At 65.7% G+C, this 21,425-nt stretch carries 21 protein-coding genes; 10 read left to right on the top strand and 11 right to left on the bottom strand.

Going from position 1 to position 21,425, the window contains the following annotated elements:
* Window positions 1-14: 14 nt before the first annotated feature.
* Window positions 15-779, top strand: a complete 765-nt coding sequence (locus VFW69_RS13075) for a maleylpyruvate isomerase N-terminal domain-containing protein (protein WP_526501882.1) — start codon at window positions 15-17, stop codon at window positions 777-779.
* Between the two features lie 19 nt (window positions 780-798).
* On the opposite strand, the gene VFW69_RS13070 is transcribed toward VFW69_RS13075, so the two are convergent.
* Window positions 799-1,122, bottom strand: coding sequence for a hemophore-related protein (locus tag VFW69_RS13070; protein ID WP_526501880.1), 324 nt, complete (start codon window positions 1,120-1,122; stop codon window positions 799-801).
* A 375-nt stretch (window positions 1,123-1,497) separates the two neighbouring features.
* Between VFW69_RS13070 and fdxA the strand changes: the two genes are divergently transcribed.
* The 6 genes from fdxA (at window position 1,498) to VFW69_RS13040 (ending at window position 8,128) form a co-directional block, all read left to right on the top strand.
* Window positions 1,498-1,824 carry a ferredoxin gene (gene fdxA, locus VFW69_RS13065; RefSeq protein WP_526501878.1) on the top strand — a complete coding sequence of 109 codons (327 nt, stop codon included), beginning with the start codon at window positions 1,498-1,500 and terminating at the stop codon, window positions 1,822-1,824.
* 8 nt (window positions 1,825-1,832) lie between these two features.
* Complete coding sequence (dapC, locus tag VFW69_RS13060; protein WP_526501876.1) at window positions 1,833-2,951, top strand: succinyldiaminopimelate transaminase; 1,119 nt, start codon at window positions 1,833-1,835, stop codon at window positions 2,949-2,951.
* A gap of 140 nt (window positions 2,952-3,091) precedes the next feature.
* Window positions 3,092-5,455 (top strand): OB-fold nucleic acid binding domain-containing protein, encoded by a 2,364-nt coding sequence (locus tag VFW69_RS13055; RefSeq protein WP_526501874.1) that lies wholly within the window; start codon window positions 3,092-3,094, stop codon window positions 5,453-5,455.
* A 352-nt stretch (window positions 5,456-5,807) separates the two neighbouring features.
* Window positions 5,808-6,476: an adenylyl-sulfate kinase gene (gene cysC, locus VFW69_RS13050; RefSeq protein WP_526501872.1), complete on the top strand. Its 669-nt coding sequence runs from the start codon at window positions 5,808-5,810 to the stop codon at window positions 6,474-6,476.
* A 66-nt stretch (window positions 6,477-6,542) separates the two neighbouring features.
* Entirely contained in the window at window positions 6,543-7,802 is a 1,260-nt protein-coding gene (gene sat / locus VFW69_RS13045) for a sulfate adenylyltransferase (RefSeq protein WP_526501870.1), read from the top strand.
* Window positions 7,799-8,128, top strand: coding sequence for a DUF6955 family protein (locus VFW69_RS13040; protein ID WP_526501868.1), 330 nt, complete (start codon window positions 7,799-7,801; stop codon window positions 8,126-8,128). The genes sat and VFW69_RS13040 overlap by 4 nt, the downstream gene beginning before the upstream one ends.
* Window positions 8,129-8,147: 19 nt before the next feature.
* Here the strand turns inward: VFW69_RS13040 and VFW69_RS13035 are convergent, their stop codons facing one another.
* Window positions 8,148-9,743, bottom strand: a complete 1,596-nt coding sequence (locus VFW69_RS13035; RefSeq protein WP_526501898.1) for a PucR family transcriptional regulator — start codon at window positions 9,741-9,743, stop codon at window positions 8,148-8,150.
* 83 nt (window positions 9,744-9,826) lie between these two features.
* Between VFW69_RS13035 and pruA the strand changes: the two genes are divergently transcribed.
* On the top strand, window positions 9,827-11,458 hold the full coding sequence (pruA, locus tag VFW69_RS13030; protein WP_526501866.1) for an L-glutamate gamma-semialdehyde dehydrogenase: 1,632 nt from the start codon (window positions 9,827-9,829) through the stop codon (window positions 11,456-11,458).
* Window positions 11,458-12,420, top strand: coding sequence for a proline dehydrogenase family protein (locus tag VFW69_RS13025; protein WP_526501864.1), 963 nt, complete (start codon window positions 11,458-11,460; stop codon window positions 12,418-12,420). The genes pruA and VFW69_RS13025 overlap by 1 nt, the downstream gene beginning before the upstream one ends.
* Window positions 12,421-12,515: 95 nt before the next feature.
* Here the strand turns inward: VFW69_RS13025 and VFW69_RS13020 are convergent, their stop codons facing one another.
* The 9 genes from VFW69_RS13020 to VFW69_RS12980 are packed head-to-tail and all read right to left on the bottom strand — an operon-like array spanning window position 12,516 to window position 20,294.
* A complete protein-coding gene (locus tag VFW69_RS13020) occupies window positions 12,516-13,127 on the bottom strand; it encodes a TetR/AcrR family transcriptional regulator (protein WP_526501862.1) in 612 nt (203 codons plus the stop codon).
* Entirely contained in the window at window positions 13,124-14,194 is a 1,071-nt protein-coding gene (locus VFW69_RS13015; RefSeq protein WP_526501860.1) for a zinc-binding dehydrogenase, read from the bottom strand. The genes VFW69_RS13020 and VFW69_RS13015 overlap by 4 nt, the downstream gene beginning before the upstream one ends.
* Window positions 14,195-14,205: 11 nt before the next feature.
* Window positions 14,206-15,375: a thiolase family protein gene (locus VFW69_RS13010; protein ID WP_526501858.1), complete on the bottom strand. Its 1,170-nt coding sequence runs from the start codon at window positions 15,373-15,375 to the stop codon at window positions 14,206-14,208.
* Window positions 15,372-15,839 carry a MaoC family dehydratase gene (locus VFW69_RS13005; RefSeq protein ID WP_526501856.1) on the bottom strand — a complete coding sequence of 156 codons (468 nt, stop codon included), beginning with the start codon at window positions 15,837-15,839 and terminating at the stop codon, window positions 15,372-15,374. Before VFW69_RS13005 ends, VFW69_RS13010 begins: the two co-directional genes overlap by 4 nt.
* Window positions 15,836-16,945 carry an acyl-CoA dehydrogenase family protein gene (locus VFW69_RS13000; protein ID WP_526501854.1) on the bottom strand — a complete coding sequence of 370 codons (1,110 nt, stop codon included), beginning with the start codon at window positions 16,943-16,945 and terminating at the stop codon, window positions 15,836-15,838. Before VFW69_RS13000 ends, VFW69_RS13005 begins: the two co-directional genes overlap by 4 nt.
* A gap of 7 nt (window positions 16,946-16,952) precedes the next feature.
* Window positions 16,953-17,351 carry a Zn-ribbon domain-containing OB-fold protein gene (locus VFW69_RS12995; protein WP_526501852.1) on the bottom strand — a complete coding sequence of 133 codons (399 nt, stop codon included), beginning with the start codon at window positions 17,349-17,351 and terminating at the stop codon, window positions 16,953-16,955.
* The gene (locus VFW69_RS12990; RefSeq protein ID WP_526501850.1) at window positions 17,351-17,896 is read right to left on the bottom strand and encodes an FAS1-like dehydratase domain-containing protein; all 546 of its coding nucleotides are present in this window, start codon (window positions 17,894-17,896) and stop codon (window positions 17,351-17,353) included. The genes VFW69_RS12995 and VFW69_RS12990 overlap by 1 nt, the downstream gene beginning before the upstream one ends.
* A 12-nt stretch (window positions 17,897-17,908) precedes the next feature.
* Window positions 17,909-19,093 (bottom strand): acyl-CoA dehydrogenase family protein, encoded by a 1,185-nt coding sequence (locus tag VFW69_RS12985; RefSeq protein ID WP_526501848.1) that lies wholly within the window; start codon window positions 19,091-19,093, stop codon window positions 17,909-17,911.
* Window positions 19,094-19,097: 4 nt separating this feature from the next.
* Entirely contained in the window at window positions 19,098-20,294 is a 1,197-nt protein-coding gene (locus VFW69_RS12980; RefSeq protein WP_526501846.1) for a cytochrome P450, read from the bottom strand.
* Between the two features lie 193 nt (window positions 20,295-20,487).
* On the opposite strand from VFW69_RS12980, the gene VFW69_RS12975 reads away from it, so the two are divergent.
* The coding region (locus VFW69_RS12975) for an aldehyde dehydrogenase family protein (protein ID WP_526501844.1) at window positions 20,488-21,425 on the top strand (938 nt) is incomplete at its 3' end.

The raw sequence follows: 21,425 nt of genomic DNA, 5'->3' as shown, positions 1-21,425 counted from the left end.
GTATACCCGAAGCCGTGAAGCGACGAATCGACGACGATAGATTTCCCGAGTGGGCGCCGTTCGTGGATGCGGTGCGCAGGCACGGTCCCGACGCCGGCACCTGGTGTGAGGCCTGGACGGTACGCGACATCGTCGTCCACCAGGCCGGAAACGCCGAAGAACTCGCGCGGGTGCTCGGCGGCCACCTGAACGGTCAGCCCGTGGCCACCCGCGGCTTCGAGGAGCGCGAGGGCCCGTTGCGCGCCCTGAACGACGCGGACCTGTGGGATGCGCTGCTGGACAGGATGGCCACCCTCAACGATGTCGCCGCGGCGGCCGAAGGAGTGCCCGCCGACACCGATGTCGCCTGGACCGGGCGCACCATGAAGGTGCCCTGGTTCGCCGAGCACATGCGCGAAGAGCTCGTCCTGCACAGCTGGGACATCACCGGCGACGAGCCGGCCGCCCAGGCCCAGCTGGCCGAGCCGTGGATGACCACCCATAGCGTCGTCGCGGTCGGCAGGCCGTTGCTGGCGAAGGGGGCCAAGCTGCTGAGCCCGGGCGAGCGGCTCGAGGCTCGCCTGCGAGCCGACGGCACCGACGACGTCGTCCTGGCCGCCGATCCGGATCAGGTCACCATCGGCTTTGCCGAGCCGGAAGGCCCCGCCACACTGGAAACCGACGCGGCCGCGCGCGTGCTGCTGCTCTGGGGCCGTAGGCCCGCCGATCCATCACGCATGCGCAGCCGCGCCGGCGCCGAAACCTTAGGACGGGTACGCCGACTGCTCAGTGGCTACTGAACGGTAAGCGCGGGTCGACCTAGTAGTTGTTACAGACGGTGGCGACTTGCTGGATGGTCCCCATGAACCCCGCAGCCTGCGGCATGGCTTGGATCTCCTGCTCCATCTGCACGCGCTTCGCCGGCGGTGCGGCGAGGAACTTGCGCAAGTAGCTCTGTGCGACCGGCGATTGGTTGAATTGCTCGGCAGTGGCCGGGTCGGTCGCGTTCAGCGCGGCCATGACCTGCCCGTAGTTGCAGGTTGTGTCGGTGACCGGGTCGGCGGATGCGACCCCGGCCGCGGCGCTCAACGCCACCGCTGCGCTGCCAACGGCAACGCCCAATTTGCTCAACGACAGCCTCATGTGTGGAACCCTTCCCCAAATTGCACCGCCGCTACGGCGGTGACACCTGCCAAGCGGTTGCCGGCTCTCGACCGAGATTACCAGGCCCCGCGAGGGTGCTTGCGACGCAACGGATATCGAAGGCCGCCGCTGGGCCGTTACTCTGTGCAGGTCAGCGGCTTGTTCACGGCGTTCGCGCTGGGCGAACAGGGGTCGCCTCGCAGGGACCGAGACTGACGGTCTTAAATCTGTGCATCGACATGCGCGCCGACTGGTTGACCTGTATCTGCGACGTCTAGTATCAGTAACCGAAAGCTTAACCGGAAGCGGCCGGACGCGCCGGTGCGAGCTGAACAGCAGCCCACATTTTCATCGGAGTACATGGAGGAGACGTCTGTGACGTACACGATCGCCGAACCCTGTGTCGACATCAAGGACAAAGCCTGTATCGAGGAGTGCCCGGTCGACTGCATCTATGAAGGCGCTCGGATGCTCTACATCCACCCCGACGAGTGCGTCGACTGCGGGGCGTGCGAGCCGGTCTGCCCCGTCGAAGCGATCTACTACGAAGACGACGTGCCGGACCAGTGGGGCCAGTACACGCAGATCAACGCCGACTTCTTCGCCGAGCTGGGGTCGCCCGGCGGTGCGGCCAAGGTGGGCCTCACCGAGAACGACCCGCAAGTGGTCAAGGATCTGCCACCGCAGGGCGAAGGCGACTGAGCGGCACGGTGCCCCACCAGCTCAAAAGGCGCCGACCGGCTGTCTCGGCGTCCCTGCCGGAGTTCCCCTGGGACACCCTGGCCGATGCGAAAGTGCAGGCCAGTGCCCATCCAGACGGGATCGTCGACCTCTCCGTCGGCACCCCGGTCGACCCGGTTGCCCCGGTGATCCAGGAGGCGCTGGCCGCCGCCGCTTCGGCGTCGGGATATCCGGCCACCGCCGGCACCGCCAGGCTGCGCGAATCGGCGGTCGCCGCGCTGGACCGCCGGTTCGGCATCACCGGGCTGACCGAGGCGGCCGTGCTCCCGGTGGTCGGTAGCAAGGAGCTGATCGCGTGGCTGCCCACGCTGCTGGGGCTGGGACCGGCGGACGTGATCGTGGTGCCCGAACTGGCCTATCCCACCTACGACGTCGGGGCCAGGCTGGCCGGGGCGCGCGTGCTGCGCGCGGATTCGCTGACTCAGTTGGGCCCGCAATCGCCGTCGCTGTACTACCTGAACTCGCCGAGCAATCCGACCGGACGCGTCCTGGGCGTCGATCACTTGCGCAAAGTGGTCGGATGGGCGCGCGACAGGGGTTGCCTGGTGGCCTCCGACGAGTGCTATCTGGGGTTGGGCTGGGACGACCAGCCGCTGTCGATCCTGCACCCCTCGGTGTGCGACGCCGACCATGGCGGCCTGATCGCGATCCACTCCCTGTCGAAGAGCTCGTCGCTGGCCGGGTACCGGGCCGGGCTCGTCGCCGGGGACCCCGCGCTGGTCGCCGAGCTGCTGGCCGTGCGTAAGCACGCCGGGATGATGGTGCCGACGCCGGTGCAGGCGGCCATGGTGGCCGCCCTGGACGATGACGCCCACGAGCTGGCGCAGCGGGAGCGCTACGAACGCCGCCGCGCGGCCCTGCTGCCCGCGCTGCGTTCGGCCGGCTTCGCCGTCGACCATTCCGAAGCCGGTCTCTATTTGTGGGCCACTCGCGGCGAGCCATGCCACGACAGCGTCGCCTGGCTGGCGCGGCGCGGCATCTTGGTGGCCCCGGGTGATTTCTACGGGCCGCGCGGTGCGCAGCACGTGCGGGTCGCGCTGACCGCCAGCGACGAACGGATCGCCGCGGCCGTGCAGCGGCTCGCCTAGCCCGGCGACGATGCGCGCCGCTTCGCGGCGCAAGGAGGCGGGCGATCCGGCCCAGCCGACCCGCACCGCCTGGGCGCCCGAGCGTGCACAATGCATCTTCAGGCGTTTCACGTTCTCAACCTCGGGTAAGGACGGTGCTCGTGACCAGTTCGACCGGCAAGCTGCGCATCCCGGTGTCGATCGGGGATCTAGCCAAGCGTGTGTTGTTGGGAAAGCCGCTCATCACGGACAACCTAAGTTCGGAGAAGCTGTCGAACCCCGTTGCGCTTGGCGCGCTTTCTCCGGATGCCATCTCGTCGACCGCTTACGGCACCGAGCAGATCTTGATCGAATTGCTGCCGGCTGCCGGGCTTGCGGCTTTTGCGCTGCTGCTGCCTATCACCGGCGTCATCTTGCTGATTCTGGTCTTGGTGGCCGCGTCGTATCGGCAGGTCGTCATGGCCTACACCCGGGCCGGTGGGTCCTACATCGTCGCCCGGGAGAACTTCGGGCCCCGGGTGGCGCAGATCGCCGCGGCGGCCCTGCTGATCGACTACGTCGTTACGGTGGCCGTGCAGGCGGCGGCGGGCACGGTTGCGGTGGTCTCGGCGATTCCCGCGTTAGGTCCCTACAGCCTGACAATCACGGTCGGCGTGGTGCTCCTTATTTGTTACGCCAACCTGCGCGGATTACGGGAAGCGGGCCGGCCATTCGCGGTGCCAACCTACTTGTTCGTCGCCATGATCACTCTGATGATCGTGACCGGTGTCATCCGCGAAATATTCGGGGATTTACCGGTATACGACCCGACTCACATCGCCGGAACGGTGCCGGTCCATCAGGGCAACGGCTTGGTGATGGGCGCCACGATCCTTGTGTTGCTCCGTGCGTTCGCCAACGGCGGTTCGTCGCTAACGGGAGTCGAGGCGATCTCCAACACGGTCACCGTTTTCCAGAAGCCGCAGGGCCTCAACGCGCGTCGGGTGCTCACCGCAATGGCCTGCATCCTCGCATTCCTGCTCGCAGGTGTGGCCTACCTGGCCCACGTCACCCACGCCGCTCCCTATGCCGCGGGGTATCCCTCTGTGTTATCCGAGGTTGCCCGTTCGGTCTTTGGCCATGGGGTAGTGGGCAATGTTTTCTACATTCTGGTCCAGGTGTCGACGGCTGCCATCTTGTTCACCGGCGCGAACACCAGTTTCAACGGCTTTCCGGCGTTGGCCAGTTTCGTTGCCGAAGACCGCTTCCTGCCCAGGCAGCTGATGAAACGCGGGCACCGGCTGGTGTTCTCCAACGGAATCATCGCGCTGACGGCGCTCTCGGTGCTCTTGCTGCTGGTGACCGGCGGCTCGGTCAACGCGCTGGTCCCGTTCTATGCGATCGGCGTGTTCACCGGGTTCTCGATGGCCGGCTACGGCATGACCAAACATCATCTCACGCAGCGGGAACCGCGTTGGCGACGCCGGCTGGCGATCAACCTATCTGCGGCGATCTTGTCGACGATCGTGGTGGGCATCTTCGCGGTGGCGAAGTTCACCGAGGGCGCGTGGTTGGTGGTCGTCGTCTTCCCGATATTGGTGTTACTGCTGATGCGGCTCAACCGCGAATATCGTGCCGAGGCAGCCATTCTCGAGATGTTCCGCACCGACCGTCCGGAATTGGTGAAGTACGCCCGTCACAAGGTCTTCGTCTTTGTGAACTCGGTTGACCTTGCGGTCATCGAAGCACTGCGCTACGGCAGGGGTTTACGGGCCGACGAGCTGGTCGCGGTGCACTTCATGGTCGATGAAGCCCATGCCCAGTTGATCCGAACACGTTGGGACCACTTCGAACTCAACACTCCGTTGCGGGTGGTGGACTGCCCGGACCGACGGATCACCCGGGCCGCGCAGGTGTTGGTGGCCAAGGCGCGCGATGAGCAGCGGAATACCAACGTCACGGTGTTGCTGCCACGCCGCACGTATGCGCCGCTGCTGGGTCGCCTGCTGCACGACCGCACCGCGGACAAGGTGTCCCGCGCGGTCAGCCTGATACCCGACGCGGCGGCGACGATCGTGCCCTATGACGTACAGACCCGGATCCAGCAGGCGTACCCGGATAACTTCGAGCAGCGGGTCGCGCGCGAGCTCGACAAAGTAGAAGCCTGGGTTAGCAAGGACGAAGAGCAGGATGTCGACGCCTATGAACACCCTGACCGGAGCCCGGCGCTGATCACAGTGTCGGGTCTGATACCCGGCCAGCGCGCCACCTTTGAAGGGCGGGTGAATGAAATTGAGGACATCAACGAAGGCAAGCGGAGCCGCCGCCAGGTCGTCATCGGCGACAACAGCGGCGACGTCAGCATCACGTTCCGTTCCGGGCGTGGCGGGGCCGACATCGCGCCCGGTCAACTCCTGCGAATCACCGGCAAGCCCAGGCAGACGGGCAACCGGCCGATATCGATGATCGATCCGGCATATCAAGTCATCGAGGATCCCGCCGAGGACGCCGAGTCTGAAGACTCGGAACAAACCAGCGACACGTAGCCTCCGCGCCCGGCCCGCCTGCGCAGCCGCGAGGGAAAAAATTCCGTAAGTTGGCCATCTTTACTTGTGGACTGGTTCTAATCCGGATTGATTGATAAACAATATGGGGAAGGTGTGTGGCCGGGATTGATACGGCGAGGTTGCCGCGCCGAAGCTGGGCTCGTATCGGCAGGTACGAATTCCTGTTGAACGGACGCGGTGCCGGTGCTTGACCACCACTGCGGCTAATGGTGATGCGAAGGATGTTAAGTGGCCGTGAGGATTTCGTCACCGCCTGTCATTGAGACAGGTCGCTTCCGCTTCGTGCGCACGCGTCCCTGCGCGGCTGAAACGTTGTGAACAGGAGCTGGAAATGGCCAACAACATCACTTGGCACGAACATCAGATAAGCCGCGCCGAGCGCGAGGGCCTCAATGGGCACCAGGGCTGCGTCATCTGGTTCACCGGCTTGAGCGGCAGCGGCAAGAGCACGGTGGCCAACGTCGTCGAGCAGAAGCTCTACGAGCGGGGCATACGCAGCTTTCTACTGGACGGAGACAACGTCCGCTATGGGCTCAATGCCGGCCCGGAACTGCTCGAAGAACGCCACGGGCCCGAGTTCGCGAAGCGGTTCGGTCTGGGATTTTCCGCCCAGGATCGCGAGGAGAACATCCGCCGTATCGGCGCGGTCGCGAAGCTGTTCTGTGAGTCCGGCGTCATCGCCTTGACGGCCTTCATCAGCCCCTACGTTCGTGACCGTGACGCTATCCGCGCCACCCTGAACGACGGTGATTTCCAGGAGATCTTCATCGACACCCCGATTGAGATTTGCGAGCAGCGCGATCCGAAAGGGCTCTACAAGAAGGCCCGGGCCGGGGAGATCAAGGGATTCACCGGAATCGACGACCCCTACGAGGCGCCGGCGCAGCCCGAGCTGCGGCTCCAAGGCGGCGACAAGGACGCGGACACGCTGGCCGAGGAGGTGATCACCCATCTCGAGCAGGTGGGCGTCATCTCGGCCCCGGAACGACGAGACGCTTAGCGGAAGGGCCAGCAGCGACGGCGTCGGGCGCCTTCCAATCGCTGATTACCGAAACGAGGTCATTGCATGAGCTACCAGGGGCATAACGGGAAGCCGATCGTGGAACGGGTTTCCACGAAGGATGCGGCGAGTCAGATCGAGGGGTTGCCGCGGATCCCGATCTCGAAAGCCGCCGCGCACGAGGTGATCAGCCTGTCCTACGGGTTCTTCACCCCGCTCTCGGGGTTCATGGGCCGGCGCGAAGTGGACGCCACACTGGACGACTTCCAGCTGCCCGACGGCACGCTGTGGAGCATCCCGATCGTCTTCGATCTTTCCGCTGAAGACGTGGAAAAGTTTGGGGTGAAAGCGGGCGAACGCGTCGTTCTCGAATATCTCGATGCCCCAATGGCGATCTTCGACGTCTCCGAGATCTACGATTACGACTTGGAGCGGATGGCCGAAAAGACCTACGGGACAACCGATCCGCGGCACCCGGGTGTCAAGAAGACGTTGGCTTACGCGAATCGATTCATCGGCGGCGACATCACGCTCATCAACGAGCCGGTGTTCAACGAGCCGTTCAAAAGCTTCTGGCTGACACCGAGGCAGCACAAGGATGCGCTGGCGAAAAAGAACTGGAAGCGTGCCGTCGCCCATCAAACCCGAAACGTTCCGCACACCGGCCACGAGGCTTTGATGAAGCAAGCCTGGCTGGCGGCGAACGAGGACCAGCCCGTCGACAACCTGAACACGGGCGTGCTGGTCAATGCCATCATCGGCCAGAAGCGTGTCGGAGATTACATCGACGAGGCAATCCTGTTGGCGCAGAACGAATTGCGAACGAGCGGGTATTTCCGCGAGGAGGTCCACCAGGTGTCGTTCACGCTGTGGGACATGCGCTACGCGGGACCCCGGGAGGCCATCTTCCACGCGATCCTGCGGACGAACCTCGGCTGCACACATCACATGTTCGGACGCGACCATGCGGGCGTGGGCGATTTCTATCACCCGTACGATTCCCAGAACATCCTCAAGCAGCACCGGAGCGAGCTGGGGATCAAACCGGTGTTCCTGCGGGAGAACTGGTACTGCCCGGTCTGCCAGGAGGTCACCAACTCTGCCCTGTGCGGCCATGACGAACAGTCACAAAGCTTCAGCGGCAGCCTGATTCGAAGCATCCTGACCGACGAGGTCAAGCCGACCCAAAAGGTGATGCGCCACGAGGTGTTCGAAGTGGTGATGGACAGCGCCGCCAAGTACGGGCAGGGTTCGCCGTTCGTCACCGAGGAGTATCTGAAAGACAGACGGCCGGTCTTTACGCTGAACCAATTGGAGAACTCATGAGCACTGCCGAGAAGAAGATCAAGGTCAACGTCTGGATCAACGAGGAACGGCTGGAAGCGCTGGCCAATGCCGATATGGCGGATCTGGCGATCGAGGCGTTCGCCGGCATGAAGCTTCTCGAGATCTACACCACCGACGAGCAGAAAGACGTTCTGCTGCAGCGTTTTCCCGGGGCGAAGTACGACTCGGCCACCACTCGCTCGATCGAACTGCTCCCTAAGCAGGCCAAGGACAGGCTGCTCGAGCTGTCGATCAAGATGCACTCGACCGGCCCGGATGTGGTGGGTCACTTTCTCGACGAGTCCCAGACGGCGAATAGCCAATAGGGGGCGTCGTCCGCGCGCGTTACTTACTCGCCAGAACCCGTAATCCCAGCGAAAACAGCAGCCGCACCTCGGGATCGGCCAGCGACGTCGACAACAACTTCTCGATCCGGCGCACCCGGTAGCGAACCGTATTCGGGTGCACTCGCAACGATTGCGCGGCCGCGGCGATGTCGCCGAAGGCATCCAGATAGGTCCGCAACGTCTCGGCCAGCACCGGATCGTCATCGCGCAGCGCCACGATCCGGGGATCGATCAATCGCTCGTCGCTACCGATCAGGGTCACGATTTCATCGAGGAGCACGGTGGTACGCGCTTCGGCCAACGACGTGACCTGCCCGAACGAAATCGGGTGTCGCTCAGCGCTATCCAACACGCGGTCGACCTCGATGCGTGCCGCGGCGGCCCCGGCGAGCCCGCCGATCGGCGCGGCGATGGCCGCCCGTAGTTGCACCCCGAGTTCGGCGCGCATGGCGCCGATGGTCCCGCGCACCCACGAGGTGACCGCCCGGTTGTGCGTCTGCGTGAGGAGCACATACGTTCGCGCGCCGGACGAGGCGACCTGGGCGTCGCGACGAAAAGCGCTGGCGCTCAGCGCGATGACATCAGCGAGCCGAGCGTGACGGGGTGAACTGTCCGCGGCGTCCCAACCGATCAGGGCCGCGTCGCCGTCGGCGGCAATACCCAGTTCGCGGGCAACGGCAGCTACGTCGACATGCGCGAGGGTCTCGGCATCGGCGAGGCCGAGAAGTTGCTGCACCCGGCGGGCATGCGTCGACGGCCGGGCCGCGAGCCGCGACATGATGCGGGCAGCCAGCACCGCGGCACCCCGCACCATCTCCTCGGCGTCATCGGCCAGCGGTTGCGAGCCTTGTTGTACCCAGATGGTTCCGGCGAACACCGGGGATCGCCGCGCATCGGGAGCGGGCTGGTGGACCCCGACGGCCAGTCGCGGGCGCAGCCCCAACTCAGGCCGCTCGGCGACGCGGACCACGTCGCCTCCCGATCGCAACGCATCGAAGATGCCCCACTGGCCGATCCACTCGAGATGCTCGGGTGGACCCGCCCTGCCCAGGATGGAGAGGCGGCGCAGTTCGTCGGCTTCGTCGTTGGACGCCGAGTAGGCCAGAACGTGCGATTGGGCGTTTTCGATGCTGACCATGCCGTGAATGCGGTCGGCGAGCGACTGCGCCAACCCGAACAGGTCGGTGCCTGAGTCATCCATCGCGTCCGCGCGTTCCCCGTGATGCTCCAGGACGTGGTTGACCAGCTGATAGAGCCGCTCCCAGCGGGCCTGCGGGTCGGCGGCCACCACGGCCGAGCCGGCTGCAACTGCCCTGGCCACCAATGCATTCGACGGCTCCTTGACGAAGATGGCCACCGGCACGCGTTCGCGCGCCTGTTTGTCCATCCACCGCAGCGCCTCGTCGTCGGGGATGCCCAACAGGAAAAAGACATCGGCCGAACCCGCCGCGGCCGCCAGCCCGAATCGCACGTCGTCGGAGTCGATCAGTGCCACCGACCCCACCGGAAGGTCCAGACCCCGGGGCGCGTCAACCAGGCTCACCAGGGTCGCATCCAGCGCGAGTAGCAGTTGTCCCAGCCCCACACCGGCCATGTTGTCCGATTCTACTGCCAACGGCACCTTGTATTGTCCGATCCGCTAATTCACTGTGGGGCCGCCGCGAGGATCCTTGCTGCATGGATGCGATAACCCAGGTCCCCATGCCGGCCAACGAGCCGGTCCACGACTATGCACCGCACTCCCCGGAGCGCACCCGCCTTATCGCCGAACTGGCCGCGCTGGCCGATCAGCCCATCGAACTCCCACATGTCATCGGTGGTAGCCACCGGACGGGTGACGGCGAGCGCATCGACGTCGTCCAGCCGCACCGGCACGCCGCGAAGCTGGGCGCCCTGACCAACGCCGGGCATGCCGACGCGGCGGCGGCGATCGAAGCGGCGATGGCCGCGAAAAGCGCATGGGCGGCAATGCCGTTCGATGAGCGGGCGGCGGTATTTCTGCGCGCCGCCGACCTGCTGGCCGGGCCGTGGCGGGAGAAGATCGCCGCCGCGACGATGCTCGGCCAATCCAAGTCGGTCTACCAGGCCGAGATCGACTCCCCGTGCGAGCAGATCGACTTCTGGCGATTCAACGTGAAGTTTGCGCGGCAGATCTTGGCGCAGCAGCCGATCAGCGGGCCGGGGGAGTGGAATCGCAGTGAATACCGCCCGCTGGACGGCTTCGTGTATGCGATCACGCCGTTCAACTTCACCTCCATCGCGGGTAATCTGCCGACCGCGCCGGCACTGATGGGCAACACCGTGGTGTGGAAGCCGTCGATCACCCAGACGCTGTCGGCTTATCTGACCATGCAATTGCTCGAGGCGGCGGGATTGCCGCCCGGGGTGATCAACTTGGTGACCGGCGACGGCCTCGGCGTTTCCGATGTGGCGCTCGCCGATTCGCGGCTGGCGGGCATTCACTTCACCGGATCGACGGCCACCTTCCAACATCTGTGGCAGCAGGTGGGCGCCAATATTGGCCGCTACCAGAGTTATCCGCGGCTGGTCGGCGAGACCGGCGGCAAAGACTTCGTCGTCGCGCATGTCTCGGCGCGCCCGGACGTGTTGTGCACGGCGCTGATCCGCGGCGCGTTCGACTACCAGGGCCAGAAGTGCTCGGCGGCGTCGCGGGCCTTCATACCGCAGTCGGTGTGGCGCCGCATGGGTGACGACTTCCTGGGCAAGACCGCGGCGTTGCGCTACGGCGACGTCACCGATCTGACCAACTACGGGGGAGCGCTGATCGACCGGCGCGCCTTTTTCAAGAACGTCGACGCCATCGAGCGGGCCAAGGGCGCGCCGCACGTCACCATCGCCGTCGGTGGCGAATACGACGACAGCGAAGGCTATTTCGTGCGGCCTACGGTGTTACTGTCCGATGATCCGACCGACGAGTCGTTCGCGACGGAATACTTCGGCCCGCTGCTGTCGGTGCACGTGTACCCCGACAACGATTACGAGCGAATCCTCGGCGTCGTCGACACCGGGTCTCGGTACGCGCTGACCGGCGCGGTCATCGCCGACGATCGCAACGCCGTGCTCACCGCACAGCACCGGCTGCGGTTCGCGGCCGGCAATTTCTACGTCAACGACAAGCCGACCGGTGCGGTCGTCGGGCGTCAGCCGTTCGGGGGGTCGCGTGGTTCGGGGACCAACGACAAAGCCGGATCGATGCTGAACATGTTGCGCTGGACGTCGGCTCGCACCATCAAGGAAACCTTCATCCCCGCAACCGAGCACACCTATCCGCACATGGGCGCCGACTGATGGCCGGACTGTTCGCCACCACCCTGCGCCCGGTGATCATGGCCGCGAGCCGCCGCGAAGGCTTGTGCCGCACCGCCGAGCGGCTGTCGGTCACCCGTAAAGTGGTGCACCGGTTCGTTCCCGGGGAGACGATCGGGTCGGTGCTGAATAGCGTGGCAGTCCTACGTGATTCGGGTCGACTCGTCAGCATCGATTATTTGGGCGAGGACGTCGCAAACGCCGACGAGGCCGATGCGGCCGTGCGGATCTACCTGGATCTGATCGACACGCTGGGCGGGCTCGGTGCAGCGCCCGGCGTAGTCCGGCCTTTGGAAGTCTCGGTCAAGCTGTCGGCGCTGGGGCAGTCGCTCGAACGCGACGGGCACAAGATCGCGCGGGAGAACGCCTGGTCGATCTGCGCTGCCGCCCAGCGGGCGGGTGTGTGGGTGACCGTCGACGGCGAGAACCACACCACCACCGATTCGACGCTGCGCATCGTGCGCGACCTGCGGACCGAATTTCCTTGGCTGGGCTTGGTTTTGCAGGCGTACCTGCGGCGCACCCTGGATGACTGTGAGGAATTCGCCGCCGCCGGCGCCCGGGTCAGGTTGTGCAAGGGCGCCTACGACGAGCCCGCCTCGCTGGCCTACCGCGGGCCCACCGAGGTCAATGACTCCTATCTGGCTTGCCTTCGGGTGCTGATGGCCGGGTCCGGCTACCCGATGGTGGCCTCCCACGATCCGGAGATCATCAGCGCGGTGCCAGAGATGGCGAGCGAATCAGGCCGTCGCAGCGGCGAATTCGAATACCAGATGCTCTACGGCATTCGCGACGACGAGCAGCGGCATCTCGCGGCGGGCGGCAACCAGCTGCGGGTGTACGTCCCGTTCGGCACCCAGTGGTACGGCTACTTCATGCGGCGGCTGGCCGAGCGGCCGGCCAATTTGACGTTCTTCCTGCGGGCGCTCGCGCAACGCCGTTGAGTGTGCCCTGACGGCGTCGAATGTGCGCTGAGGGCGGGAAATGCGCGCTTATCCCGCCGTGGATGCACGCTCGACGGGGGACCGGGCGCCGGCCATCACTGCGCGCGACGCGGCCGCGGACGATCACTGGCAAAGCCGCGCACCACGTGGGAGCGAACGAATTCCGCCGCCACGTCGGGGTTATCCATGTCCAGCGTCGAGGACGGCGTGCTGAAGAGCGAGAACAAAATGCGCGCAAACCATTCACCCGCGGCCTCGATGTCGAGGTCCTTGCGCACCTCGCCCGTGAGCCTGGCGGCGGACAGATAGGGGGCGAAGAACTCGACGCATTCACGCAGCAACACGGCGGCGTCCTTGGTCAGCAGCAGGCTGATCGCATCCTCGTCGAAGTACTTCTCGGACGCGATGACCCGCCGCGCCTGCGTGACGAATACCGCTGCCGAACAGAGCTTGTCCTCCAGGGTGCTGCCACGGTCCATCGCCTTGGTCATCTCGCGGTAGAACCGCTCCGACGCGTGTTCGGCGCACGCCTCGACGATCGAGGCCTTGTCGGAAAAGTATTCGTAGATGGTGCTGCGGGACACTCCGGCCCGCTTGGCGATGTCGACGATGGTTGCCTTCTGCAATCCCTGCTTGCCGAAACACGCGAACGCGGACTCCACGATGAGCTCGCGGGTGTCGGTTATCTGAGTCGCCTGAGTTGTCACGGAATCAACGCTCCCCGAGGGACCAACCCGGCATCGGCCGAGGCGAACGCGGCGTTGACGTCGGCCAGATGGAACGGCGTGGGCATCAGCCGCTCGAATGGAAAACTTGTGTGCTGCAAGAACGATAGACCGGTGGCCAGGGTGACCGGGTCGTATAGCATCACGCCGCGCACGGACTTATTGCCGTAGACCAATGCGCTCGGGTCGAGCTCGAAGGTACGCCCCATCCCGACATTGCCGACCTCGAGCAACGCGCCGCCGTTGTTGAGAAACCCGATCCCCTCCGGGATGACGTCCGGCACGCCCACAACCTCGAGCACCCAGTCCGCACCGATGCCGTCGGTGTGTTTGTGCACCCGCTCGGTGACCTCCGCGGTCGAGACGCCGCTGGCGTCGATGCAGTGGGTGGCGCCGAAGTCAGCGGCGACGTCGAGTCGTTCGGCGATCTTGTCGATGACGATGACCGCGCTGGCGCCCGCTGTCCGAGCCACCGCCGCGGCGTTGATGCCCAGCCCGCCGGCGCCCTGAATGACGACGGTGTCCCCGAGCCGCACATCGCGCAGCGCGAAAAGCACCTGGGCAAGCGCGCAATTCAGCGGCGCGACCGCCTCGTCGGGCAGGTCTGCGGGAACCTTGTACAACGGCTGACGGCGGCTGGTGTAGTAGTACTCGCCGTAGGCGGCGACGAAGTGCGGAGCCAGCTCGTGGGTGCGGTATTCGCCGGCCATCAGGTTCTGGCAGGCATATGACCGTCCCCGCGCGCACGCGTGACAACTGCCGCAGAACCAAAAGTAGGGCGCCACCACACGATCGCCGATGGCCAGCGGCTGACCAGTCGCGTCGGTGGTCAGACCCTCGCCGAGTTCGGCGATCTCGCCTACCATTTCGTGACCCATGGCGAACGGGCACGGCAGTGGCAGCTCGCCGCGGAAGATGTGCAGGTCGGAACCGCAGATGCCGGCCATCCGCAGCCGCAGTGCCGCGGTGCCCGGCGCCGGTGTGGTCAACGGGAATTCGGTCAGCTCGATGGGACCGCCGTAGGCGGTCAGGAGCGCGAGCCTCGGCATGATAGGTCCCCTCAGCCGGCCGGTGCGAGAATCAGACCACTGGTGGGCACGCCGGTGCCGGACGTGACCAGTACGTGTTCGACGTTGTCGACCTGGTTGTGGGAAGTGCCGCGCACCTGGCGCACCCCCTCGGTGATGCCGTTCATGCCATGGATGTAGGCCTCGCCGAGCAGGCCACCATTGGTGTTGATGGGGAACTCTCCGCCCAGCGACAGCCGCTCGATGGTGGCGAAGTCCTTGGCCTCGCCGCGCCCGCAGAATCCGAGTTCCTCGAGTTGGGCAAACACGAACGGCGTGAAATGGTCGTAGATGAAGGCGGTTTGGATGTCTTGTGGCTTCAGCCCTGAGTCACGCCACAGCTGGCGGGCCACCACGCCCATCTCGGGCAGCCCGGTGATCTCGTCGCGGTAGTAGCTCGTCATCATCTCGCCGTTGTGGGCCGCGCCCTGGGCGGCCGCGGCGATGATGGCCGGCGGCTGCCGCAGGTCGCGGGCGCGCTCGGCGCTGGTAATGACCAGCGCCACGCCACCGTCACTCTCCTGGCAGCAATCCAGCAGACGGAGCACGGGTTCGACGATCCAGCGCGAATTCTGGTGGTCTTCCAGGGTGATCGGGCGCTGGTAGAACCACGCGTCGGGGTTGGTCGCCGCATGCTTGCGGTCGACGACCGCGATCCTGCCAAAGTCCTCGTTGGTGACGCCGTACGTCGACATGTACCGCTGGGCATGCACGGCGACCCAGGCCGCGGGGGTGAGCAGCCCGAACGGCGCATAGTGCGCCATGAATAACGGTGTTTCGGCCATGCTGCGACCGCTGCCACCGAACCGGAAACCGGACCGCTCGTTGAACGCGCGCCAGCAGACCACGACATCGGCGACACCGGTGGCGACGGCCATCGCCGCATGTACGACGGTGCCGGCGGCCGCGCCGCCGCCATGGTGCACGCGGGAAAAGAAGCTGAGGTCACCGATGCCCACGTTGCGGGCGATGTCGATCTCGTCGCTGGAATCCATGGTGAATGTGACCATGCCGTCGACGTCACTGGGGGCCAGGCCGGCGTCGTCGAGTGCGGCGCTGACCGCCTCGCACGCCAATTGCAGCTCACTGCGGCCCGATTCCTTCGAGAACTCCGTCTGGCCGATCCCGACGATGGCCGCGGCGCCCGGCAGCGTCCTGCTCACGCGTGCCTCGTTTCCAAGGACCCGTCGAGCAGGCTGAGCACCGCTTTGCCGGAGACGTGGTCGCCCAGGCTGTTGGCGCCCGCGAAGGTCACCTCGACGAAGTTCTCACCGTCGGATCCTTCGGTCTTGCCGGTGACGCTGCCGGTGAACCGCAGCGGGTCGTCGGGGAAGCACGGCACCCCAAGGCGGATTGACAGCTTCTTCACCATCGCCTCGGGCCCGGCCCAGTCGGTGAGGAAGCGCACGCAGTAGCCGTTGGTGGTCAGGATGTTCATGAACAGATTGGGCGAGCCCTGCCGCTTGGCGTACTCGCGGTCGTGGTGCACCGGCATGAAGTCACGGGTGGCGATCGCGCCGGCGACGATCATCGTTGTGGTGATCGGGATTTCGAGCGGCGTGACCTCGTTGCCCTCCGCGATGTCTTGCCACCGCAGGGTTATGGTTCGGCTGGAGATGGTCGTCATGCGGGCCCTTCCGAATAGGCTGCGCCCAGGTTGGCCAGCTGGGCCGAAGCCGGACCGAGGGTCAGCTCGTTGTGCTTGGCCCACAGGAAATAGCGGTGCAGGGGATAGGTGACGTCGATGCCGATGCCGCCGTGTACGTGCTGGGCGGTGGCGGCCACCCGGGCGCCCGCCTCTGCGGCCCAGAATTTCGCGATTCGCGCCGCCCGGTCGGCGGGACGCCCGTGCGCGACCAACCAAGCCGCCTGCCAGGTGGTCCACCGAATTGCCTCGACATCGATGAAGGCGTCGGCCATGCGCTGCTGCACTGCCTGAAAGCTGCCGATCGGGCGGCCGAATTGCTCACGCGCGGAAGTGTATTCGGCGGCGACGCGCAGCGCCCGTTCGGTAACCCCGAGCTGGATCGTGCACAGCGCAACCAGGGCGCACGTGTAGAGCGACTCGACCAGCCCGCCGCCGACAATGACGTCGGCCGCGGAAACGATTGCGCCGTCCAGGAATACGTCCGCGTGTGGTTCGCGGCTGGTGGTGGGCGCCGGACGAATTTCGACACCGGCGGCGTCTGCGGCGAGCAGGAACAGGCCCACGCCTTCATCAGTAGTGGCCGGAATGAGCACCGTGTCGGCGAGCTGCGCGGCCGGCACCAACTCTTTGGCGCCATCGAGGCGCCAATTCGGGCCATCACGGCGTGCGGTGGTGACCGGGTGTGCCGGGTCCGAGCGGCCGGGTTCGGCCAATCCCGCTGTCAGGATGCGGGATCCGGTGACCACACCGGGCAGGTACCGCTGTTGCTGTTCGTGGTTGCCGTGCCGCGCGATCGGGTCGGCGCCCAACGCCAGCGTGGCATACGCGGGTACCGGCGCGACGCTGTAGCCGACCTCGGCCAGCAGCACCCCGAGTTCCACGAAGCCCCCGCCGTTACCGCCCACCGATTCCGGCAGCGCGGTGCCCAGCAGGTCGGCTGCGGCCAGCCCTTCCCAGAGCGCGGCGTCGTAGCGGGTGTCGCCGGCTTCCAACTCGGTCAGCCGTTCCGGGGTGGCGCGGCGCTGGAACAGGTCGCGGGCGAGCTTGGTGATCGTCTCTTGCTCTTCGGTAAACGAGAAGTCCATGACAGACCTAGGCGCTCGGCCGGAACTGGTGCAGCACCAGTTCGTTGTCGAAGGTTTGGTAATAGACCTCGACCGGCATTCCGGGCGTCACGGCGTCCGGGTCGATGCCGGTCAGGTTGGACACCAGCCGCACCCCGTCCTCGAGTTCGACCAGCACGACGACGTAGGGGTACTCGAAGAACGGAAACTTCGGCTCGTGCGGCATCACGTAGCTGTAGACGGTGCCGCGGCCCGAAGACTCGATTGCCTCCCAGTCCAGCGACCGGCAGTGCGGGCACATCGGGCGAGGCGGATGGCGCAGCTGTCCACAGTCACCGCAGCGCTGGATCAAGAGTTTGTTCTCCCGCAACCCATTCCAGAAGAATTCGGTGTCAGGGGTGATGGCCGGAGCCAGACGGGCTGTCATCAGCTGGCCGGCCTGAATCGCAGTACCCGGAATCGCTGCCGCCCCAGCACTTCACCGTTCTGGTCGGTGTAGGTCGTCAGCCAGGTCAGGAAGAAGCCGGTGCCCAGCGCCGTCTTCTTCTCGTCGGACACCGACTCGTAAACCGTCGTCGCGCTGATCACATCGCCCAGTCGCGGGTACCGCTCGATCTCGAACTCCGAATTCGTCGCCACGGTGCTGGTGTAGCCGGCCTCATCGAGAAATGCCGTTGGATTGCTGTGGATCTCGATGGGAGCCCCGCCCCGCTCGCCGATTCCCTCCAGCTTGGGCGACGGCATGGTCCAGGTCTGCAGCATCACCGGCGGCGACACGATACCGCCGAACCGTGACGACGCGGCGAACTCGGGGTCGATGTAGACGGGGTTCATGTCGGCCAACGCGTACGCCCAATGCCGGATCATCGGCTGGTTCACCGGGTCCGGCGCCAGCGAGGGCTTTCCGGTGCCACCGGTCGGCTGGCCGACGAGGGCCTGCACCTTGGCGCTTACGGTTTCTGAATCGGTCACACTGTCTCCTGACTATTTCGCGGCCCGAAGGTCGCGCGGTGCCCGGGGCAGGCCCAACCCGGCCATGGCGATGATGTCACGTTGAATTTCGTTGGCGCCGCCACCAAAGGTATTGATGACGGCCTGCCGGTAGGCGGATTCCAGCGCGCCGCGCAGCGGAGCCTCGGCGCCGCGCCGCACCCCGTTGCCGTCCAGCACTTCGAGCAGCTCCCGGGCGACCTGCTGCGTGAGCTCGGTGCCGAATACCTTGGCCGCCGACGCCTCGCCCATGCTGAGCACCCCCTTCGTCATCGCCGCATTCACCCGCGAATTGACGAGTTTGTATGCGGCGACCTGGGCTTCGACCCGGGCCAGCGCCTGCTGCACCCAAGGCTGGTCGATGACGCGGCCGCCGTCGAGTTCGGTGGTGACGGCCCAGTTCAGGGTTTTCTCGAACAGCGGCTCGAGCGCGCCGAGATTGCCCAGGGCGGCACGTTCGAAGTTCAACTGCGTGGTGATCAGCTGCCAGCCCTGGTTTTCCGCGCCCACCAGCGCGCTGACCGGCACCCGGACGTCGTCGTAGAACGTATAGAAGGTCGAGATGCCCGGCATGGTGTGCAGCGGCTGCCAGGAGAATCCAGGCGAGGAGGTGGGCACGATGAGGATGGAAATGCCCTTGTGCTTCTTGGCATCCGGATCGGTGCGCACGGCCAGCCAGATGTAATCGGCGTAAGCGGCACCGCTGGTGAACATTTTCTGGCCGTTGATCACATATTCGTCACCTACCCGGACGGCCGTTGTCCGCACCGAGGCCAGGTCGCTGCCCGCACCGGGCTCGGAGTAGCCGATGGCGAACTCCACGGCGCCGTCGAGAATCGCCGGCAGAAAACGCTGCTTCTGCTCCTCGGTGCCGTAGTGCATCAAGGTCGGCCCAACGGTGTTGAGCGTCACCAGCGGGATCGGCGCGCTGACGCGGCGCGCCTCCTCGGAGAAGATGAACTGCTCGATGGCCGAGAAGCCCTGTCCGCCATATTCTTTAGGCCAGCCGACGCCCAGCAGGTTGGCCGCGGCCAGGGCGCGGACGCATTCACGGACCGCGGGTCCGCCCTCCATCCGCTCGCTGACCGCGGCGACGCGCTCCGGCGTCATCACGGTTTCCAGCGTCGCGCGGATCTCGGTGCGCAGCTTCTCCTGCTCTGGCGTGTATTCGAGGTCCATCGGCTCAGACCCCCATCCGCACCGGCATGCGTTTCACCCCGGGCACCATGGTGGCCCGCATTCGGTCCACGTTGCCTACCAGCTCCATGGTGGGGAAGCGGCGCAGCAGCTCCTCGAAGAGGATCGTCGCCTCCAGGCGCGCCAATTGGGCACCCACGCAGGAATGTTCACCACAGCCGAAGGCGATGTGCGGGTTCGGGTGGCGGGTCACGTTGAACTCCTCGGAGTCGGGGCCGAACACGTCCTCATCGCGATTTGCCGAGCCGTAAAGCATCACGACCACCTCGCCGGCGCGGATCCGCTGACCGCGGATCTCGACGTCGGCGGTCGCGGTGCGGGCCATGTGCACCACGGGACTGTTCCACCGCAACATCTCCTCGACGGCCAGCGGGATGCGGGCGGGATCCTCGACGAGCAGGCGGCATTGGTCGGGATGCGTGATCAATGCCAGCGTTCCCAGCGCGATGAGGTTGCGGGTGGTCTCGTTGCCGGCCACCAGCAGCAGGAAGGCGAAATTGAGCAGGTCTTCGTCTGTCAGCCTGTGCTCGTCGATTTCGGCATCGGCCAGGACCGACAGCAGGTCGTCCCGCGGTTGATCGCGGCGCGCGGCGATCAGCCTCCCGAAGTACTCGTAGAGTTGCCCGGCCGCCACCATCGGGTCGAGCTCGATCTCCGGATCGGCCGTTCCGGTGGCCGCGTCCGACCAGGCCCGGAATTGCTCCCAGTCGTCGGGAGGGGCACCGATCAGTTCGGCGATCATCCGGGTGGGCAGTGGCGCGGCGATCTGTTCCGCGAACTCGTGCACGGAGCCGGGTTCGATGCCGTCGATAATCCCGCGCACGATCTCGCGGATTTTCGGCTCGAGCACGGCCACTCGCCGCTTGGTGAAGCCCGCGTTGATCAGCCTGCGCATCTGCCGGTGTCGCGGCGGGTCGGTGAAGATGAGACTGCCCTGCTGCACCGGGTTGGGCATATGCGGGTCGGGGATCGTGATGCCCTTCGTCGACGAGAACAGCGCCGGGTTGCTCGATACGAAGCGGATGTCCTCGTATTTCAGCAGGGCCCAGAATTTGGTGACTTCGTTCCAGCACACCGGCGCCGTCGCGCGCAGCTCTCGGTAGGCGGGATATGGGTCGCCCGCGTAGAAGTCGGGCGAATGCAGCGGATAGCTCGGCGAGCGCAGCGGCGGATGAGTCTGCACGGCAAGCCCCTCTCGCAGGACACCCGATCCGACAGATTGGCGCAATCTGTCTGCCGACTCTGTCTACTCCGTGCCGCCACACGCTGTCAATACGACACCAAAATAGCGAAATAGCTCGGATTTGACAGGATTGATGATTGACGAGGGACACGTGGGGGTGTACACAAAGTGATCAGATGACCGGAGGAAGCACATGTCCGATTCGCCCGCTCTCGTCCAGACCTATCAGCTCTACATCGACGGCAACTGGGTCGAGCCGCATGGCGGCCGCTACGACGACCTCTCCCCGTCCACCGAGGCCGTCATCGCCACCGCGCCCGACGCGAGCGTCGCGCAGGTTGGCGACGCAATCGCGGCCGCGCGGCGCGCCTTCGACAGCGGACCTTGGGGCAAGATGTCCGCCGAGCAGCGCGCCGGGTGCCTGAATCAGCTGGGCGAGGCGCTGACCAAGCACGCCGACGACTTCTTCGCGCTGTCCCAAGTGGAGTGGGGCTGCATCGCCAACGAGCGCATTATGCAGATCGACGGCGCCGGGTTCATGTCCATGCATGCCGCCCAGCTCGCGACCCAGCTGGTCGACCAAGAGGTCACCGGCATCAGCGCCGGAACCACGTTGCTCCGGCATGCGCCGCTGGGTGTCGTATCGGTGCTGACGCCGTGGAACTTCCCGCACTGCCTGAACGTGATGAAGCTGAATCATGCTCTGGCCGCAGGAAATACGGTCGTGCTCAAGCCCTCGCCCCTGACACCCCTGGCGGGGCTGGCGCTGGCTCGGCTCATCGACGAGCACACCGACATCCCGCCCGGGGTGGTCAACGTCGTCACGCCCTCGGGGGTCGAGGCGGCCAAATTGCTGACCACCGATCCGCGCATCGACATGGTGAGCTTCACCGGCAGCTCGGTCGTCGGTCGCCAGGTCATGTCCGCCGCCGGGGACACGATGAAGCGAATCCTGCTGGAGTTGGGCGGCAAGTCGGCCAGCATCGTCCTCGACGACGCGCAAGTCACCGACGAAATGCTGCAGCAGATGCTGTTCGAATCCTGTTCGCTGCACGCCGGACAGGCCTGCATCCTGCACAGCCGGCTGCTGTTGCCTGATTCGCTGCACGACGACGTTGTCGATCGGATTTC

Origin of the sequence: Mycobacterium sp., assembly GCF_036273375.1 — a bacterium.
Classification (GTDB): domain Bacteria; phylum Actinomycetota; class Actinomycetes; order Mycobacteriales; family Mycobacteriaceae; genus Mycobacterium.
Note: the sequence above shows the minus strand (reverse complement) of the source record. Positions and strands in the feature narration are given on the sequence as shown.

Coding starts and splice junctions, on each gene's coding strand:
- VFW69_RS12995 (WP_526501852.1), bottom strand. CDS start 17,351: ATGACAGCCCGTCTGGCTCCGGCCATCACCCCTGACACCGAATTCTTC.
- VFW69_RS13000 (WP_526501854.1), bottom strand. CDS start 16,945: ATGGACTTCTCGTTTACCGAAGAGCAAGAGACGATCACCAAGCTCGCC.
- VFW69_RS13040 (WP_526501868.1), top strand. CDS start 7,799: ATGAGCACTGCCGAGAAGAAGATCAAGGTCAACGTCTGGATCAACGAG.
- VFW69_RS13015 (WP_526501860.1), bottom strand. CDS start 14,194: ATGCCGAGGCTCGCGCTCCTGACCGCCTACGGCGGTCCCATCGAGCTG.
- VFW69_RS13025 (WP_526501864.1), top strand. CDS start 11,458: ATGGCCGGACTGTTCGCCACCACCCTGCGCCCGGTGATCATGGCCGCG.
- VFW69_RS13035 (WP_526501898.1), bottom strand. CDS start 9,743: ATGGCCGGTGTGGGGCTGGGACAACTGCTACTCGCGCTGGATGCGACC.
- cysC (WP_526501872.1), top strand. CDS start 5,808: ATGGCCAACAACATCACTTGGCACGAACATCAGATAAGCCGCGCCGAG.
- pruA (WP_526501866.1), top strand. CDS start 9,827: ATGGATGCGATAACCCAGGTCCCCATGCCGGCCAACGAGCCGGTCCAC.
- VFW69_RS12985 (WP_526501848.1), bottom strand. CDS start 19,093: ATGGACCTCGAATACACGCCAGAGCAGGAGAAGCTGCGCACCGAGATC.
- VFW69_RS13070 (WP_526501880.1), bottom strand. CDS start 1,122: ATGAGGCTGTCGTTGAGCAAATTGGGCGTTGCCGTTGGCAGCGCAGCG.
- sat (WP_526501870.1), top strand. CDS start 6,543: ATGAGCTACCAGGGGCATAACGGGAAGCCGATCGTGGAACGGGTTTCC.
- VFW69_RS13005 (WP_526501856.1), bottom strand. CDS start 15,839: ATGACGACCATCTCCAGCCGAACCATAACCCTGCGGTGGCAAGACATC.